This is a genomic window from Candidatus Endoriftia persephonae (assembly GCF_023733635.1).
GTDB lineage: Bacteria > Pseudomonadota > Gammaproteobacteria > Chromatiales > Chromatiaceae > Endoriftia > Endoriftia persephonae.
The window spans coordinates 87,089-102,131 of record NZ_CP090569.1; the positions used below are offsets into that span (position 1 = coordinate 87,089).

Consider the following 15,043-nt stretch of genomic DNA (forward strand, 5'->3'; position numbering starts at 1 on the left):
CTTCTGGAGGAGACAATCGTGGAAGCGATCACACAGCTTAGTTATGCGCTCGATACCTTCTATTTTCTGGTATCTGGTGCACTTGTAATGTGGATGGCAGCAGGCTTCGCCATGCTTGAGGCCGGCCTGGTGCGGGCCAAGAATACTGCCGAGATCCTGACCAAAAACATCACCCTGTTCGCTATTGCCTGCATCATGTACATGCTGGTGGGCTACGGCATCATGTATCCGGATGGCGGCAACGGTTTTATCCCGGCGCTTGATCTGGGATTTATGTTCGGCGGTGACAACAGTGTCGATGATGTGCTGAAGAGCAACGGCGAGACTTACTACTCGGGCATGTCCGACTTCTTTTTTCAGGTGGTATTTGTCGCCACCGCCATGTCGATCGTCTCCGGTGCGGTGGCGGAGCGCATGAAGTTGTGGGCCTTTCTTGCCTTTTCGGTAGTGATGACCGGCTTTATCTACCCACTGCAGGGTTACTGGAAGTGGGGTGGCGGTTTCCTGGATGCCGCTGGCTTCAGTGACTTCGCAGGTTCCGGCGTGGTGCATCTGTGCGGCGCTGCTGCGGCTTTGGCCGGGGTGCTGCTGCTGGGCGCACGTAAGGGTAAGTACACGGCCGATGGGCGGGTCAACGCCATTCCGGGTGCCAACATGCCGATGGCGACCCTGGGTACCTTCATCCTGTGGCTAGGCTGGTTCGGCTTTAATGGTGGCTCTGAGCTGAAGCTCTCCAACATCGAAGAGGCGAATGCGGTGGCTATGGTCTTCGTCAACACCAACGCTGCCGCTGCCGGTGGTGTGATTGCCGCGCTGCTGACTGCACGTGCACTGTTCGGCAAGGCCGATCTGACCATGACGCTCAACGGCGCGCTGGCCGGTCTGGTGGCGATCACCGCTGAACCGCTGACTCCGACTCCGCTGCTGGCGACCATCGTCGGCGCAGTCGGCGGCGTGCTGGTAGTCTTCTCCATCATTTTTATGGACAAGCTGAAGATCGACGATCCGGTGGGTGCCATCTCGGTACACGGTGTGGTCGGTATGTGGGGCCTGCTCGCGGTAGTGCTCTCTAACCCTGATGCGACCCTGGGGGCTCAGTTGTTAGGCCTGGGCACCATTTTCGCCTGGACCTTCGGCGCCTCTTTCATCGTCTGGCTGATCATCAAGCTTGTGATGGGAATCCGTGTCAGTGAGGAGGAGGAGTACGAAGGCGTGGATATCGGCGAGTGTGGTCTGGAGGCCTACCCCGAGTTCACTGGCTCACACGGCGCGGGTCGCTGATCCCGATATTAAATAATTAGACCTCTCTCACTTTCGGGGTGCCATTGGCACCCCTTTTTTTGTGTCAGGCACAGCAGATGCGCTGCTGCAAGCAGGTTCAGTAAGCGATCTTCTGGTTGTTGCTGTCAGTCTCGGTGATAAGCAGCGATTCGGAAATGGTGCAGTTACGACCGTGGTTTTTGGCGTAGTAGAGCGCTTGGTCGGCACGTTCCAGTAGAGTCTCTATGGAGTCCTCCGGGTGTAGGCTGGCAACGCCCACCGAGATAGTGATGCCGGGTAGCTTCTCCTTGGTGCTCTTTCTCACCAGCACCAGTTTGCCGACTGTGCTTCGTATCATCTCCGCCACCTTGATCGCATCCTCAAGTGAGGTATTGGGTAACACCAGGGTGAACTCTTCACCGCCATAACGGGCGGCGATGTCATTCTTCCGCGCCCTCTGTTGCAATGTCTGAGCGACGCGCCGGATTACCTCGTCACCGATCAGGTGACCGAAGCTGTCGTTGAAATGTTTGAAGTGATCGATGTCGAGCATCAGTACTGACAGCGTTGTCTGGCTCTCTATGCTGCTTTCAATGCACTGGCTAAGGCGTTGATTGAGGACCTTCTTGTTATAGAGACCGGTCAGGCTGTCCCGGTGTGCCTCCTCCCGTAGCTGTTCGACCTGATTCCGCAGCTCTGTGGTATTGCGTTCGGCTGACGCTAGGTTGTCCTGTATCTTTTGGTTATTGGAGATCGCCTGGTTGGTGGCCTGCAGTAGAGTGTCGGCGATGCGACGAACGCTGCCAAGGTCGGTCTGCCCCTGTAGTGACTCCATCTGCCCTTCAAGTAGCCGGCCAAAGTCGCTGATGCCATGACAGGCGCTGGAAACTCCTTCCAGCACCTTATAGAGGGTGTCATGCAGGCTGGCGATGTGATCGTCAAGCTGTAGTTCAGTGCCGCCCTCGAAGTGTGTCTCGAAGAACTCCCTGAGCAGGTGGGGATTGAGGCTGCCATGCTTTTCGAGATGTTGATCAAGTGCCTGATTCAGGGTTGGAGTCCGTTGTGCTACGTATTCGTAGGCCACAGCGTAGCAGACCGGGCTGGGCGGAATCTGGTGCTGTTGCAGGAGTTCCATCGCTGCCCGGTTGCGGTTCTGGGCGGTCTCGATAGGGTCGAGAATTTGACAAGGTGATATTTTGTTCATTTTTAATCAGGCTTGGCTGAATTGTCAGTCGGCTGATGATTTCCCAGGCGCGTCAGGATAGGTGATTCTTAGGCACCGCCCCTTAGGGTGATTTTCGGCTGGAGATGCGGCATCTTTAGCCGAAAACATGCCCTCGCCAGGCTGGAAGTGCCGACCTCACCCGGCACGAAGAGGATTTGCGATTCTGTTGGCCACAGAATCACTTCATGAGTATGAAGGCTAGCGGGGTTGTGGGGGGACGTCGTTAATCCCCGATCCGCTTAATATTACCCGCAGAGCCGGTCAGCTCTGTGGCTCGAGTATTTTGCGGAAAAATTCGGGAACGGCGAAGGCGGCGCGGTGGATATCGCTGTTGTAGTAACGGGTCTCGAAGCTGCGCTGTGCCACATCCTGTTCGCGGAAGCCCTCGATCGCCGCCCCCTTGCGTCCCAAAGTGGCGCTCCACCAACCGCTCGGGTATATCGGCTGGGGAAAGAACAGGCTCTTGACGTCGCTGAAGCCGCTGTCGTGTAGATTGCGGTACATGCGCTGGATGATCAGTTGGTGGATCAACGGTGACTCGCTCTGCTGGATCATCAGGCCGCCATCCGCCAAGGCGCGCTGGCAGGCGCGGTAGAAGTCAGCTGAAAAGAGTACCTCGCCGGGGCCGATTGGGTCGGTGGAGTCGACGATGATGATGTCGAGTGAGCCAGCTTTTGCTTGCTGCATCCACTCGATGCCGTCGATGAACAGCAGCTCGGCACGCGGATCCTGGTTGGACTCACACAGCTCCGGAAAGAATTGCTCGGAGACCCGGGTTACCCGCTCGTCGATATCGATCTGGGTGACCTGCTCCACCTCCGGATGCTTCAGCACCTCGCGCAGGGTGCCGCAGTCGCCGCCGCCGATGATTGCCACCCGCTGTGGTGCCGGATGGATGAAGAGAGCTGGGTGGACCATCATCTCATGGTAGAGGAAGTTGTCGAGGCTGCTGACCATGGTGTAGCCGTCGAGCACCATCAGGTTGCCCCAGTCGGTAGTCTCGTAGACCTCGATCTTCTGGTAGCGGGACTGCTCTTCGTGCAGCTTGCCCTTGATGCGCAGGCCGAAGGCGTTGCCGCCCTCTTCACACTTTTCGGTAAACCACTGTTCGTTGTCGGCCATTGCTCTCTCCACAACTCTTATCTGGCAGGACATTCCGCCCAAATCTGGTGGGCAGCTAGAGTGTCATTAGCGCTTCTTTTGCGCAACCTCAATGGCGCCCCGGCACCACGCTAGCAACTGCTCCTGATCTTCCAACGCTTCTACCGGGGTGAATAAAATTTCATGCTGATCTGCTTGCCATCCTTGCGCTGGTAGCTGAAGGACGACTGACCTACCTGGCGGAAATGCTCACTGCTGGCGTCATCGGCCTTCAGGTAGAGGCTATCCTCCTCGAGGATGGCGCAGAACAGACCATCGCAATAGGCGCCTGCGTCGCCAAACATACGGCGAACCTGAATCGTGCTGAGGGGGCTCAGCTGTTCGTGAATATAGTCCGAGTCGTATTCACTGACGGACATGAGTGAGTTGCCTGAGTCGCTTGCGGGAGCGGGCCTGCACTGCCGGGCCGCCGGTCTCCTGGACTTGATGGATGGCCCCGTACCAGCTTGATCACCTCATCGACCCGCCCCAGCGAGCGGCGATCGCCCCTCGGTCACATTTGCAGTAGTCTGTGGCCGCTCATCAGGAGTCATCAAAGGCGATAGTGAATGGGGCCATTAGAGATTATCTACCAGGACCAGGCAATCGTTGCGATCAACAAGCCCGCGGGGTTGCTGGTGCATCCCAGTCTCGTGGATCGGTACGAGACCCGTTCGGCGATGAAGCTGTTGCGCGACCAGTTGGGGCGCTGGGTCTACCCGGTGCATCGGCTCGATAAGCCGACCTCCGGGGTGCTGCTGTTTGCCCTCAACTCAGAGGTGGCACAGCGGCTCGGTGAGCAGTTCGAGGGGCGGGGTGTGGAAAAACGCTATCTGGCGGTGGTGCGTGGCCACCCCGATCAGCAGGAGGTGATCGACTACCCGCTGAAAGAGCTGCTTGACAAGATGACCGATCGGCGCGCCCGCCAGAACAAACCAGCCCAGCCGGCCGTAACTCGCTACCGGTGTCTCGCCACTGCCGAGCTACCCTACCGGGTTGATCGCTACCCGAGCAGTCGCTACGCGTTGCTTGAGCTCTGCCCAGAGACCGGCCGCAAGCATCAGATTCGCCGCCACATGAAGCATATTTTCCACCCGATCATCGGTGACACCAGCTACGGCAAATCGCGCCACAATCGGCTCTTTGAACGGCTGTTTGATTGCCGCCGGCTGCTGCTGACGGCGGTGACACTGTGCTTTCGCCATCCACTGAGCGACGTCCCGATGCGCCTGACCTCCGAACTCGACCCGCCCTTCACTCGGGTAGTGCATGGTATGACCTGGAGCGAGGTCCTGGCAGAAAGGCTGATGGCTGCTGATGGCGACAAATAACCTACATTTTCGTAGCCGTTTAACGCATAATACACGCCATGCAGCCTGACCATTCCGATTCTGAAGCGCTCTATGCCATCCCCCGCTGGGGGGCAGGTTATTTTCATGTCAATGAAGATGGCCACCTGGCGGTGCGACCCGATCCGCAGCAGCTGGTGGAGATTGACCTGCGTCAGCTGGTGGATGAGCTGCATGAAGCGGGCCTCTCACTGCCGGTGCTGGTGCGCTTCAACGACATCCTGCGTGATCGTGTGCGACGACTGCGCGCGGCGTTCGAGCAGGCGCAACAGACGCAGGCCTACAGCGGCAGCTACACCACCGCCTATCCGATCAAGGTCAACCAGCAGCGCAGTGTGGTGGAACAGATCGTCGCCGACGGCGCCACCGGCCTGGAGGCGGGCAGCAAACCGGAGCTGATGGCGGCGCTGTCGCTGGCTCGGCCGGGTGGGCTGGTGGTCTGCAACGGCTACAAGGATCGGGAGTATATCCGCCTCGCTCTGATCGGCCGGCGCCTCGGGCTGCGGCTCTACATCGTCATCGAAAAACCCCAGGAGCTGGAGCTGGTGCTGGAAGAGTCGGCGCGACTCGGCATCGAGCCGCTGCTGGGGGTGCGGGTGCGGCTGGCGGTCTCGGCGGCTGGCAACTGGCAGAATAGCGGTGGTGAGCGTGCCAAGTTCGGCCTCTCCGCCGCCCAGTTACTGAGCCTGGTTGAGCGACTTGAGCAGGCCGGCGGCATCCCCTGGCTGCAGATGCTGCATGTGCACCTGGGTTCGCAGATCCCCAACCTGGCCGATATCCGCAATGGATTGCGTGAGGCGGCGCGCTACTTCGTCGAACTCTCGCTGCTGGGGGTGCCGATCGATACCCTGGACCTGGGCGGTGGCCTGGGTGTCGACTACGAAGGCTCAGGTACGCGCCACTTCAGCTCGATCAACTACAGCGTTGAAGCCTATGCCGAGGTGGTGGTGGCGGCGATCGCCGAGGCCTGCCGTGAGGCGTCGCTGGTCTACCCCGCGATCATCACCGAATCGGGTCGGGCACTAACCGCCCACCACTCGCTGCTGATCAGCAACCTGATCGACCGAGAGGCCGCTCCAGGCGCGGCGGTGACGCCAGCCGAGTCGGATCAGACGTTGCCTGTGCTGGCGCAACTGTCGCAGCTGTTGGGTTCAGAGGCTTCGCCCCTCGAGCTGTTCGAGCAGGCCCAGGAGCTGCTGGATCAGGCGCGCCGCGAATTCGAACTCGGTGCGCTGTCGCTGGCTGGCCGGGCCCGGGCCGAGCAGCTCTTCTACGCCATCTGCCGTGAGCTGCAGCCGCGGCTCGCCTACAGCTCACGGCGTCAGCGTGAGCTGATCGAACGCATCCATCTGCTGCTGGCCGACAAGCTGTTTCTGAACTTCTCGCTGTTCCAGTCGATGCCGGATGCCTGGGCGATCGAGCAGATATTCCCGGTGGTGCCGCTGCAGCGGCTGGATGAGGTTCCTGATCGGCGCGGCGTGGTGCACGATCTGACCTGTGATTCCGACGGTTGTATCGAGCACTATGTGGAGCAGGGCGGGGTCGAGGCGAGCCTTCCGGTACACGCTCCGCGGGCCGGCGAGGCGTACTATCTGGGGATCTTTCTGCTCGGCGCCTATCAGGAGATCCTCGGCGACATCCACAACCTATTCGGTGACAGCGACGCGGTCAATCTGGAGCTCGACGGTCAGGGTGGTTACCGTCTGCTGGAGCCGGAGCGGGGCGATTCGGTGGACGAACTGCTCAGCTATGTGCACTTTGACCCCCGGGCGATGGAGATCGCCCTGCGCACCCGCCTCAACCAGGCAGGGCTGGACAAGGCGCAGCGCGACCACTTCTTTGCCGAGCTCAAGTCGGGGCTCTACGGTTACACTTATCTGGAAGATTAAGCCGACTACCTGCATCGCCTTTCCGCAGTGCCTGGGCTAACATCTCTCCCCTGTTTCCTTACCACGCCTGCGCCGATGCCTGAACAAAAACCCTTCATCCTTGTCGATGGTTCCTCCTATCTGTTCCGCGCCTTCCACGCCCTGCCGCCGCTGACCAATTCAAAAGGCGAACCGACCGGCGCGATCGTTGGTGTGATCAACATGCTGCGGCGATTGATCGATGACTACCAGCCAGAGCATATGGCGGTGGTGTTCGACGCTCCCGGCGGCAGCTTTCGCAACCAGCTCTACCCGGACTACAAGGCCAACCGGCCGCCGATGCCGGAGGAGTTGCGCCAGCAGATCGAGCCGCTGCACCAGATTGTGCGTGCGATGGGGCTACCGCTGCTGATGATCCCAGGGGTTGAGGCGGATGATGTGATCGGCACCCTGGCGCAGCAGGCGGCGCAGCTGGGTATGCAGACCCTGATCTCTACCGGCGACAAGGATATGGCGCAGCTGGTCAACGCACAGGTGGCGCTGATCAACACTATGTCGGAGAGCTATACCGACCGGGATGGAGTAGTGGCGAAGTTCGGTGTCACCCCGGAGCAGATCATCGACTACCTGGCACTGGTGGGCGACAGTGCCGATAATATCCCCGGCGTACCCAAGTGCGGCCCCAAGACCGCCGCCAAGTGGCTCGGGCAGTATGGCGACCTGGACAACCTGATCGCCCATGCCGATGAGATTAAGGGCAAGATCGGCGAGAACCTGCGCGCCAGCCTGGAGCAGCTGCCGCTGTCGCGCCAGCTCGCCACCATCAAGCTCGACGTAGCGTTGGAGCAGGGGCCGGATGGTTACCGCCCCACTGAGCCGGACCGCGAGATATTGCGGCAACACTACAGCCGCATGGAGTCGAATCGGTTGCTGTCGACCCTGGAGGCTGGGGAGGCCACTGAGGCGGGGCCGGCCGAGCCGGCGCTTGAGGTGGAGTATGAGACGATCTTCAGCAAGAGCGCTCTTGCCGATTGGCTGGTGCGACTGCAACAGGCTGAGCTATTCGCCTTTGATACCGAGACCACCAGCCTCGACTACATGCAGGCGGAGATCGTTGGCGTCTCATTTGCGGTGGAGGCGGGCCGGGCCGCCTATCTGCCGCTGGCGCACCGCTACCCGGGGGCGCCGGATCAGCTGGATCGTGACTGGGTGCTGGCACAGCTCAAGCCGCTGCTGGAGGATCCTGAGCAGAAGAAGGTCGGGCAGAACCTCAAATACGATATGAGCGTGCTGGCCCGCTACGGCATCGAGCTGCGCGGCATCGCTTTCGACACCATGCTCGAGTCCTATGTGCTCGACTCTACCGCCAGTCGCCACGACATGGACTCGCTGGCGAAGAAGTATCTACATTACGACACCATCCACTTCGAGGATGTCGCGGGCAAGGGCAAGAAGCAGCTCACCTTCGATCAGATCCCGCTGGAGAGCGCCGCCCCCTACGCGGCGGAGGATGCGGATATCACCCTGCGTCTGCACCAGACCCTCTGGCCGAGGCTGCAGGCCGAGCCGACTCTGGCGAGCCTCACCACCGATCTGGAGGTGCCGCTGGTGCCGGTACTGTCACGCATCGAGCGCAACGGGGTGCGCATCGACAGTGTGATGCTGAAGGCGCAGAGCCAGGAGTTGGCGCAGGGCATGCACCAGCTGGAGCAGCAGGCCCATGAGCTTGCCGGGCACAGCTTCAACATGGCCTCGCCGAAGCAGATCGGCCATATCTTCTTCGAGGAGCTGGGGCTGCCGGTGATCGCCAAGACGCCGAAAGGGGCGCCATCCACCGCCGAGTCGGTGTTGCAGGAGCTGGCGGATCAGGGCCATGAGCTGCCGGCGCTGATCCTGCGTCATCGTGGCTTGGCCAAGCTCAAATCCACCTATACCGACAAGCTGCCGGAGATGGTCGATCCGGATAGCGGCCGGGTCCACACCTCCTACCATCAGGCGGTGGCCGCCACCGGACGACTCTCCTCTTCCGATCCCAACCTGCAGAATATCCCGGTACGCAGCACGGAGGGGCGGCGTATCCGCCAGGCGTTTGTGCCCGAGCCTGGCTGGAAGATGGTGGCGGCGGACTACTCGCAGATCGAGCTGCGCATCATGGCGCACCTCTCTGGCGACGCGGGCCTGCTGCAGGCATTTGCCGAGGGCAAGGATATCCATCGTGCTACCGCCGCCGAGGTATTTGGTGAGAGCCTGGATGCGGTCACCAGTGAGCAGCGTCGCTCCGCCAAGGCGATCAACTTCGGCCTGATCTACGGCATGTCGGCCTTCGGTCTGGCCAAGCAGTTGGGGATTGAGCGGAGCGAGGCGCAGGAGTATGTGGACCTCTACTTTGCTCGCTACCCTGGGGTAGCGGCCTACATGGAACGCACCCGTGAGCAGGCCCGTGAGCAGGGTTACGTGGAGACCCTGTTTGGCCGGCGCCTCTATCTGCCCGATATCAAGGCCCGCGGGCCACGCCGCGGCGCAGCGGAGCGCACCGCGATCAATGCACCGATGCAGGGTACCGCGGCGGACATCATCAAGCGTGCGATGTTGGCGGTGGATGGCTGGATCGAGGCAGATCGGCCGCCGCTGCGGCTGCTGATGCAGGTCCACGACGAGCTGGTGCTGGAGGTGCAGGAGAGCTTTCTCGAAACGGCCTGCCAGCACCTGCGTGATTGTATGGAGTCAGCGGCTGAGCTGGCGGTGCCGCTGCTGGTGGAGGTAGGGATCGGTGATAACTGGGATGAGGCCCACTAAGGCAACGGGTGCGAAGAGGGTGAGTCTGTTCCAGCGCAGTCGCGGACTGGCATGCTGGTCTATGCAGTGATTGCGGTGGCCGCACTCTGGTTCGGCCTGTTCGAACTAGTTGATCCTCGAGGTATTGGTCGCGCTGCTGATTGAGACGGTGATGGCCGCCTTCAGGCAGCTAATTGGCAGAATGCAATATTCGAGTGAACTTATCTGTTTTTGCCGGGTCATAGCGTTTAGTCATGACGACAGGGCCGGCCCCTCCTAAGGCGGCCCGAACTCCCCGGTGACCCCATCTGGGGAGTCATCTAGCCCCGACAGCTTTTTCCCCTTTGAGCTGTCGGGGCTTTCTTTTGTGTGGCGGGTTATCCCTTTACGGGCAGATCAAACCAGATATCCAGCACTTCGTGAGCCTCGTCGATGCCCTGGCGTTTGAGGGAGGAGAAGAGCTGCAGCGTGATTTCGGGGAATTCCGCCAGCTCCTCCTGCACGCTGCGCAGGGTGCGCTGCGCCGCACCGGGCTTCAGTTTGTCCGCCTTGGTTAGCAGGATGTGGGTCGGCAGGCCGTGGTGGATGTTCCATTCGAGCATCTGGATATCGAACTTCTTTAGCGGATGGCGGACATCCATCATCAATATCAGTCCACGCAGGCACTCCCGTTGGGCAATGTAGTCGGCCAAGGCGCTCTGCCAGATCGTCTTGACCTGTTCAGCGACCTTAGCGTAGCCGTAGCCAGGTAGGTCGACCAGGCGGCGCTGCTCGTCAAGGCCGAAGAAGTTAAGCAGCTGGGTGCGACCGGGGGTCTTGGAGGTGCGCGCCAGGCTCTTCTGGTTGCAGAGCAGGTTGAGCGCGCTCGACTTGCCGGCGTTGGAGCGCCCGGCGAAGGCGACTTCAATGCCCTGGTCGGCTGGTGCCTGACTGAGTTTGGCCGCGCTCTTGAGAAAGCGTGCCCGGTGGTAGAAGGGATTCATAGGTTTTCAGGGGGGACGGCCCGAGCGTCGGCAGACGCCCGGAGTGGGGCTATCCCCAAAGCTTTTTGATCCAGGATTTTTTTGTTACGCGGGGGTTAGCGCCGGCGGCAAGGAAGTGTGCGGTGTATTGCATATCTTCCTCCATGATGTGCTTGGTGAGCCAGGTCTTGAGGAAGTGCATCAGTTCGAAGCCGATCGCGGTCTTGCCCGATTCGACCTTCTCCACCAGCTCGATGACGTGCCCGAGCAACTCCTCGTGAATCTCCTTGTGTGCGTCGTAACCAGGATAGTTGAGGATGCGCATCAGACTCTCTTCAACGGCGAAGTGGATGCGGGTGTAGTCCGCCAGTTCACCGAGAATCTCTTTAACAACTTCGCTTCCCTGGCGTTTGTGGATTGCATCATGCATCCGGTTGATCATATCGACCAGCACCTTGTGCTGCGCGTCGATCTCTTCGATGCCGACACTCAGGGTATCGGACCACTCTACAAAGGCAGCCATTGTTCTCTCCTCAGACCAGTTTTGTGGGATATTTTGGCCTAAAAGTCGATAAAAGTGTGTGAATTGCCCCGTGTTTCACGGCTCCTGGCGATCTGGGTCAATCTTCTCGTCTCCAGTGCCCCGATTTCCCGCCGGCCTTCTCCAACAGGCGCACCTGGTCGATGGTCATGCCGCGGTCGACCGCCTTGCACATATCATAGATGGTTAGCAGTGCCACTTGGGTGGCGCACAGCGCCTCCATCTCGACGCCGGTCTGGCCGCGGGTTTCGACCCGGCTCTGACAGTAGACGCTAGTGCTCTCGGGTTCGGCGCTCAGCTCGATATTGACCTTGGTGAGCGCCAGCGGGTGGCATAGCGGCACCAGGTCGGCAGTCTTCTTCGCGGCCATGATACCAGCGACACGAGCGATGCCGAGTACGTCGCCCTTCTTGTGGCCGCCCTGCATGATCAGCGCGAGGGTCTCGGGCAGCATGCTGATGCGGCCTTCAGTGACGGCCACCCGGTGGGTGACCGATTTGTCGCCGACATCGACCATATGGGCCTCGCCGGCTGCGTTGAAGTGGGTCAGGTCAGACATGCTGGTTACTCGGTTTACAGATGTTCAAGCGACTTGGCGACCTCACGCACCTCGAACTGCATGCTCTCCAGGTCGGCCATCACGTAGGTGGCAGGGGCGCGGCCGACGCCGCCGATGGTGCCGGGGTTGATCAGCGGGGTGGTGCCGCCCTTGATGTTGGCCAGCTCCTCGAATTTGAGCTTGTGGCTGTGACCGCAGCAGACCAGATCCCAGTCGCCGGTGGCGGCCATGGCACGGGCGTAGTGAGGATAGTGGACCAGGAAGATCCGCTTGCCGGCCAGTTCCACTCCAGCATCCATGCCATGGTAGTGGATGTGGGTGTTGGGCTGGTTGGCAAGTCGCCCCAGGGTGTAGAGGTCGCCGCTGTTGTTGCCGTGGATGACATGCACCGGTAGATCATGCTTGGCGAGGCAGTTGAGGGTGCTTGGAGCGACTACGTCGCCACAGTGCAGCACCGCCTCGGCGCCCTGGCTCTTGGCTTCTGCCACCGCGGCGTCGAGCAGCGGGATGTGGTCGTGGCTATCGGAGAGGATGCAGACTTTCATATTGGTGGTGATCGTGGGAGCGCTGCGTGTAGGCCTTAGAAATTGGGTTTTTCAGGTGCATCCTTATACAGTTGCACACTCTCCATGATCTCTGCCTTTGCCTCATCGAGGCCGTACCAGCCGTCGACGCGCACCCACTTACCTTCGTCCAGATCCTTGTAGTGCTCGAAGAAATGGGAGATGCGATTCAGCACCTCGCCAGACAGGTCGCGGAAGGTCTGCACCGAGCGGTAGCTTTTGCAGAGCTTGTCGACCGGCACGGCCAGTATCTTGGCATCGTCTCCCGATTCGTCCTTCATCTTGAGCACGCCAATCGGGCGGCACTTGATTACCGAGCCGGAGATCAGTGGATAGGGGGTGAGCACCAGCACGTCGACCGGGTCGCCATCCTTCGACAGGGTGTGCGGCACATAGCCGTAGTTGCAGGGGTAGTGCATGGCGGTGGACATGAAGCGGTCGACAAACATCGCACCGGTCTCCTTATCCAGCTCATATTTGACTGGGTCGGAGTGCGCCGGAATCTCGATAATGACATTGATGTCGTTAGGGACATTGGCGCCGGAGCTGACTCTGTCCAGGTTCATATTAGCGTCCTTTAAATTTATAAAGTCGCCATTATACGCAGCCTCTTTGTCCGGGTACCAGGGTGGGGAGGATTAAGCCCTTTGAGTGAAAGGGTTTCAGCGGAGAAAAAAAGAGGCCGGCAAAGCCGGCCTCTCTCTATAGCGTGGGCGCAGAGCGCCCCAGAGTGGGATCAGATCAGCGGCACGATTAGGAGTGCCACGATGTTGATGATCTTGATCAGCGGGTTGACGGCAGGGCCGGCGGTGTCTTTGTAGGGGTCGCCTACGGTGTCACCGGTAACCGCTGCCTTGTGAGCATCGGAGCCCTTGCCGCCGAAGTGGCCATCCTCGATATACTTCTTGGCGTTATCCCATGCGCCACCGCCGGTGGTCATGGAGATGGCGACGAACAGGCCAGTCACGATGGTGCCGATCAGCAGGCCACCCAGTGCCTGGGCACCCAGGGTCAGACCGACGATCACTGGCACCGCGATGGGCAGCAGGGAGGGGATGATCATCTCCTTGATGGCGGCCTTGGTCAGCATGTCCACGGCCTTGGAGTAGTCTGGTTTCTGGCTGTGGTCCATGATGCCTGGCATCTCGCGGAACTGGCGACGAACCTCGTTGACGATACCGCCAGCAGCGCGGCCCACGGCTTCCATCGCCATCGCACCGAACAGGTAAGGCACCAGACCACCGATAAAGAGACCGATGATGACCATGTGGTTGGAGAGGTCAAAGCTGACCAGCTTGCCGGCAGAGTCCAGGCTGTGGGTGAAGTCGGCAAAGAGCACCAGCGCGGCCAGACCGGCGGAACCGATGGCGTAGCCCTTGGTCACCGCCTTGGTGGTGTTACCCACGGCATCCAGCGGATCGGTGATGTTGCGGATCTTCTCGTCTAGCTCAGCCATCTCGGCAATACCACCGGCGTTGTCGGTGATCGGGCCGTAGGCGTCGAGGGCGACAATGATGCCGGTCATGGAGAGCATCGAGGTGGCGGCCACGGCGATGCCGTAGAGGCCAGCCAGGTCGTAGGCACCCCAGATCGAAGCGCACACGGCGAGTACCGGAGCGGCGGTGGACTTCATGGAGACGCCCAGACCAGCGATCACGTTGGTGCCGTCACCGGTGGTGGAGGCTTCAGCGATGTGCCGCACCGGGCTAAACTCGGTGGCGGTGTAGTACTCGGTGATCACCACCATCGCGGCGGTCAACACGAGTCCTATCATGGCGGAACCGAAGAGTGCCATGGTCGGGTTGGTCACGCCTTCGATAATCACGTCTTTCATCATGTAGTCGGTGACGAAGTAGAAGGCCACCGCGGCGATGACGCCGGCGACCGCCAGCCCCTTGTAGAGCGCGATCATGATCTTGGTGTCGCCCTCATTTGCCTTGACGAAGTAGGTGCCGATCACGGAGGCGATGATGGAGACGCCACCCAGTACCAGCGGATAGGTGATGGCAGCGGCGCTGTTGCCGGCGACCAGCAGACTGCCCAGCAGCATGGTGGCGACCACGGTTACCGCGTAGGTCTCGAACAGGTCGGCTGCCATGCCGGCGCAGTCACCCACGTTGTCACCCACGTTGTCGGCGATAACTGCCGGGTTGCGTGGATCGTCCTCGGGGATGCCTGCCTCAACCTTGCCGACGATGTCGGCACCCACATCCGCACCCTTGGTGAAGATGCCGCCGCCGAGACGGGCGAAGATGGAGATCAGCGAGCCGCCGAAGGCGAGACCGACCAGAGCGTGCAGTGCGTCGCTGTCGGTGACGCCCATCTGACTGAGGATGGCATAGTAACCGGCCACACCCAGCAGACCCAAGCCGACAACCAGCATGCCAGTGATGGCGCCACCGCGGAAGGCGACCTGCAGTGCGGCGTTGAGGCCGTTATTGGCGGCCTCTGCGGTGCGTAGGTTGGCACGTACCGAGATGTTCATGCCGATATAGCCGGCGGCACCAGAGAAGACTGCACCGATGGCGAAGCCGATTGCAGTGGCCGCACCCAGGGCAGCCCAAAGAACGACGAGCATAACAGCGCCGACGATACCGATGGCGGTGTACTGGCGGTTAAGATAGGCGCTGGCGCCCTCCTGTATGGCAGCGGCGATCTCACGCATGCGCTCGTTGCCTTCCGGCTGTGCGAGTATCCATTTGACGGATACAAACCCATAGGCTAGTGCGGCAGCGGCGCAGGCCAGGGCGAAGATAAGTTCAGTGCTCACGGTGCAGTCCTCATAACAAGTAAAAAATCGG

General features: G+C 60.5%; 13 protein-coding genes. 4 read left to right on the top strand and 9 right to left on the bottom strand.

Features of this window, described 5'->3' with window-relative positions; genetic code table 11:
- The first annotated feature begins 18 nt into the window (after positions 1 to 18).
- Entirely contained in the window at positions 19 to 1,281 is a 1,263-nt protein-coding gene (locus L0Y14_RS00410) for an ammonium transporter (protein WP_005966073.1), read from the top strand.
- Between the two features lie 97 nt (positions 1,282 to 1,378).
- On the opposite strand, the gene L0Y14_RS00415 is transcribed toward L0Y14_RS00410, so the two are convergent.
- The 3 genes from L0Y14_RS00415 to L0Y14_RS00425 all read right to left on the bottom strand — a co-directional run bounded on the left by L0Y14_RS00415 (position 1,379) and on the right by L0Y14_RS00425 (position 4,005).
- Positions 1,379 to 2,464 (bottom strand): GGDEF domain-containing protein, encoded by a 1,086-nt coding sequence (locus tag L0Y14_RS00415; protein WP_005966075.1) that lies wholly within the window; start codon positions 2,462 to 2,464, stop codon positions 1,379 to 1,381.
- Positions 2,465 to 2,746: 282 nt separating this feature from the next.
- On the bottom strand, positions 2,747 to 3,607 hold the full coding sequence (gene speE, locus L0Y14_RS00420; protein ID WP_006475176.1) for a polyamine aminopropyltransferase: 861 nt from the start codon (positions 3,605 to 3,607) through the stop codon (positions 2,747 to 2,749).
- A gap of 140 nt (positions 3,608 to 3,747) precedes the next feature.
- Positions 3,748 to 4,005 carry a TfoX/Sxy family protein gene (locus L0Y14_RS00425; RefSeq protein WP_005966080.1) on the bottom strand — a complete coding sequence of 86 codons (258 nt, stop codon included), beginning with the start codon at positions 4,003 to 4,005 and terminating at the stop codon, positions 3,748 to 3,750.
- 189 nt (positions 4,006 to 4,194) lie between these two features.
- On the opposite strand from L0Y14_RS00425, the gene truC reads away from it, so the two are divergent.
- The 3 genes from truC (at position 4,195) to polA (ending at position 9,638) form a co-directional block, all read left to right on the top strand.
- Positions 4,195 to 4,956, top strand: coding sequence for a tRNA pseudouridine(65) synthase TruC (truC, locus tag L0Y14_RS00430; protein ID WP_006475178.1), 762 nt, complete (start codon positions 4,195 to 4,197; stop codon positions 4,954 to 4,956).
- A 38-nt stretch (positions 4,957 to 4,994) separates the two neighbouring features.
- Positions 4,995 to 6,863 (top strand): biosynthetic arginine decarboxylase, encoded by a 1,869-nt coding sequence (speA, locus tag L0Y14_RS00435; RefSeq protein WP_006475179.1) that lies wholly within the window; start codon positions 4,995 to 4,997, stop codon positions 6,861 to 6,863.
- A 75-nt stretch (positions 6,864 to 6,938) separates the two neighbouring features.
- Entirely contained in the window at positions 6,939 to 9,638 is a 2,700-nt protein-coding gene (gene polA / locus L0Y14_RS00440) for a DNA polymerase I (RefSeq protein ID WP_006475180.1), read from the top strand.
- 356 nt (positions 9,639 to 9,994) lie between these two features.
- Here the strand turns inward: polA and yihA are convergent, their stop codons facing one another.
- The 6 genes from yihA to L0Y14_RS00470 all read right to left on the bottom strand — a co-directional run bounded on the left by yihA (position 9,995) and on the right by L0Y14_RS00470 (position 15,012).
- Positions 9,995 to 10,600 (bottom strand): ribosome biogenesis GTP-binding protein YihA/YsxC, encoded by a 606-nt coding sequence (gene yihA / locus L0Y14_RS00445; RefSeq protein WP_006475181.1) that lies wholly within the window; start codon positions 10,598 to 10,600, stop codon positions 9,995 to 9,997.
- Between the two features lie 49 nt (positions 10,601 to 10,649).
- A complete protein-coding gene (locus L0Y14_RS00450; RefSeq protein WP_005966420.1) occupies positions 10,650 to 11,102 on the bottom strand; it encodes a bacteriohemerythrin in 453 nt (150 codons plus the stop codon).
- A 97-nt stretch (positions 11,103 to 11,199) separates the two neighbouring features.
- On the bottom strand, positions 11,200 to 11,679 hold the full coding sequence (gene moaC, locus L0Y14_RS00455) for a cyclic pyranopterin monophosphate synthase MoaC (RefSeq protein ID WP_005966422.1): 480 nt from the start codon (positions 11,677 to 11,679) through the stop codon (positions 11,200 to 11,202).
- Between the two features lie 14 nt (positions 11,680 to 11,693).
- Positions 11,694 to 12,224, bottom strand: coding sequence for a metallophosphoesterase family protein (locus L0Y14_RS00460; protein WP_005966424.1), 531 nt, complete (start codon positions 12,222 to 12,224; stop codon positions 11,694 to 11,696).
- Positions 12,225 to 12,259: 35 nt separating this feature from the next.
- Positions 12,260 to 12,808: an inorganic diphosphatase gene (gene ppa, locus L0Y14_RS00465; RefSeq protein ID WP_005966427.1), complete on the bottom strand. Its 549-nt coding sequence runs from the start codon at positions 12,806 to 12,808 to the stop codon at positions 12,260 to 12,262.
- A 170-nt stretch (positions 12,809 to 12,978) separates the two neighbouring features.
- Complete coding sequence (locus tag L0Y14_RS00470; RefSeq protein ID WP_005966429.1) at positions 12,979 to 15,012, bottom strand: sodium-translocating pyrophosphatase; 2,034 nt, start codon at positions 15,010 to 15,012, stop codon at positions 12,979 to 12,981.
- Positions 15,013 to 15,043 lie beyond the last annotated feature (31 nt).

What these genes read in the sequence shown, in the direction of transcription:
- L0Y14_RS00415 (WP_005966075.1), bottom strand. Translation starts at nt 2,464, where the DNA reads ATGAACAAAATATCACCTTGTCAAATTCTCGACCCTATCGAGACCGCC.
- speE (WP_006475176.1), bottom strand. Translation starts at nt 3,607, where the DNA reads ATGGCCGACAACGAACAGTGGTTTACCGAAAAGTGTGAAGAGGGCGGC.
- L0Y14_RS00425 (WP_005966080.1), bottom strand. Translation starts at nt 4,005, where the DNA reads ATGTCCGTCAGTGAATACGACTCGGACTATATTCACGAACAGCTGAGC.
- truC (WP_006475178.1), top strand. Translation starts at nt 4,195, where the DNA reads ATGGGGCCATTAGAGATTATCTACCAGGACCAGGCAATCGTTGCGATC.
- speA (WP_006475179.1), top strand. Translation starts at nt 4,995, where the DNA reads ATGCAGCCTGACCATTCCGATTCTGAAGCGCTCTATGCCATCCCCCGC.
- polA (WP_006475180.1), top strand. Translation starts at nt 6,939, where the DNA reads ATGCCTGAACAAAAACCCTTCATCCTTGTCGATGGTTCCTCCTATCTG.
- yihA (WP_006475181.1), bottom strand. Translation starts at nt 10,600, where the DNA reads ATGAATCCCTTCTACCACCGGGCACGCTTTCTCAAGAGCGCGGCCAAA.
- L0Y14_RS00450 (WP_005966420.1), bottom strand. Translation starts at nt 11,102, where the DNA reads ATGGCTGCCTTTGTAGAGTGGTCCGATACCCTGAGTGTCGGCATCGAA.
- moaC (WP_005966422.1), bottom strand. Translation starts at nt 11,679, where the DNA reads ATGTCTGACCTGACCCACTTCAACGCAGCCGGCGAGGCCCATATGGTC.
- L0Y14_RS00460 (WP_005966424.1), bottom strand. Translation starts at nt 12,224, where the DNA reads ATGAAAGTCTGCATCCTCTCCGATAGCCACGACCACATCCCGCTGCTC.
- ppa (WP_005966427.1), bottom strand. Translation starts at nt 12,808, where the DNA reads ATGAACCTGGACAGAGTCAGCTCCGGCGCCAATGTCCCTAACGACATC.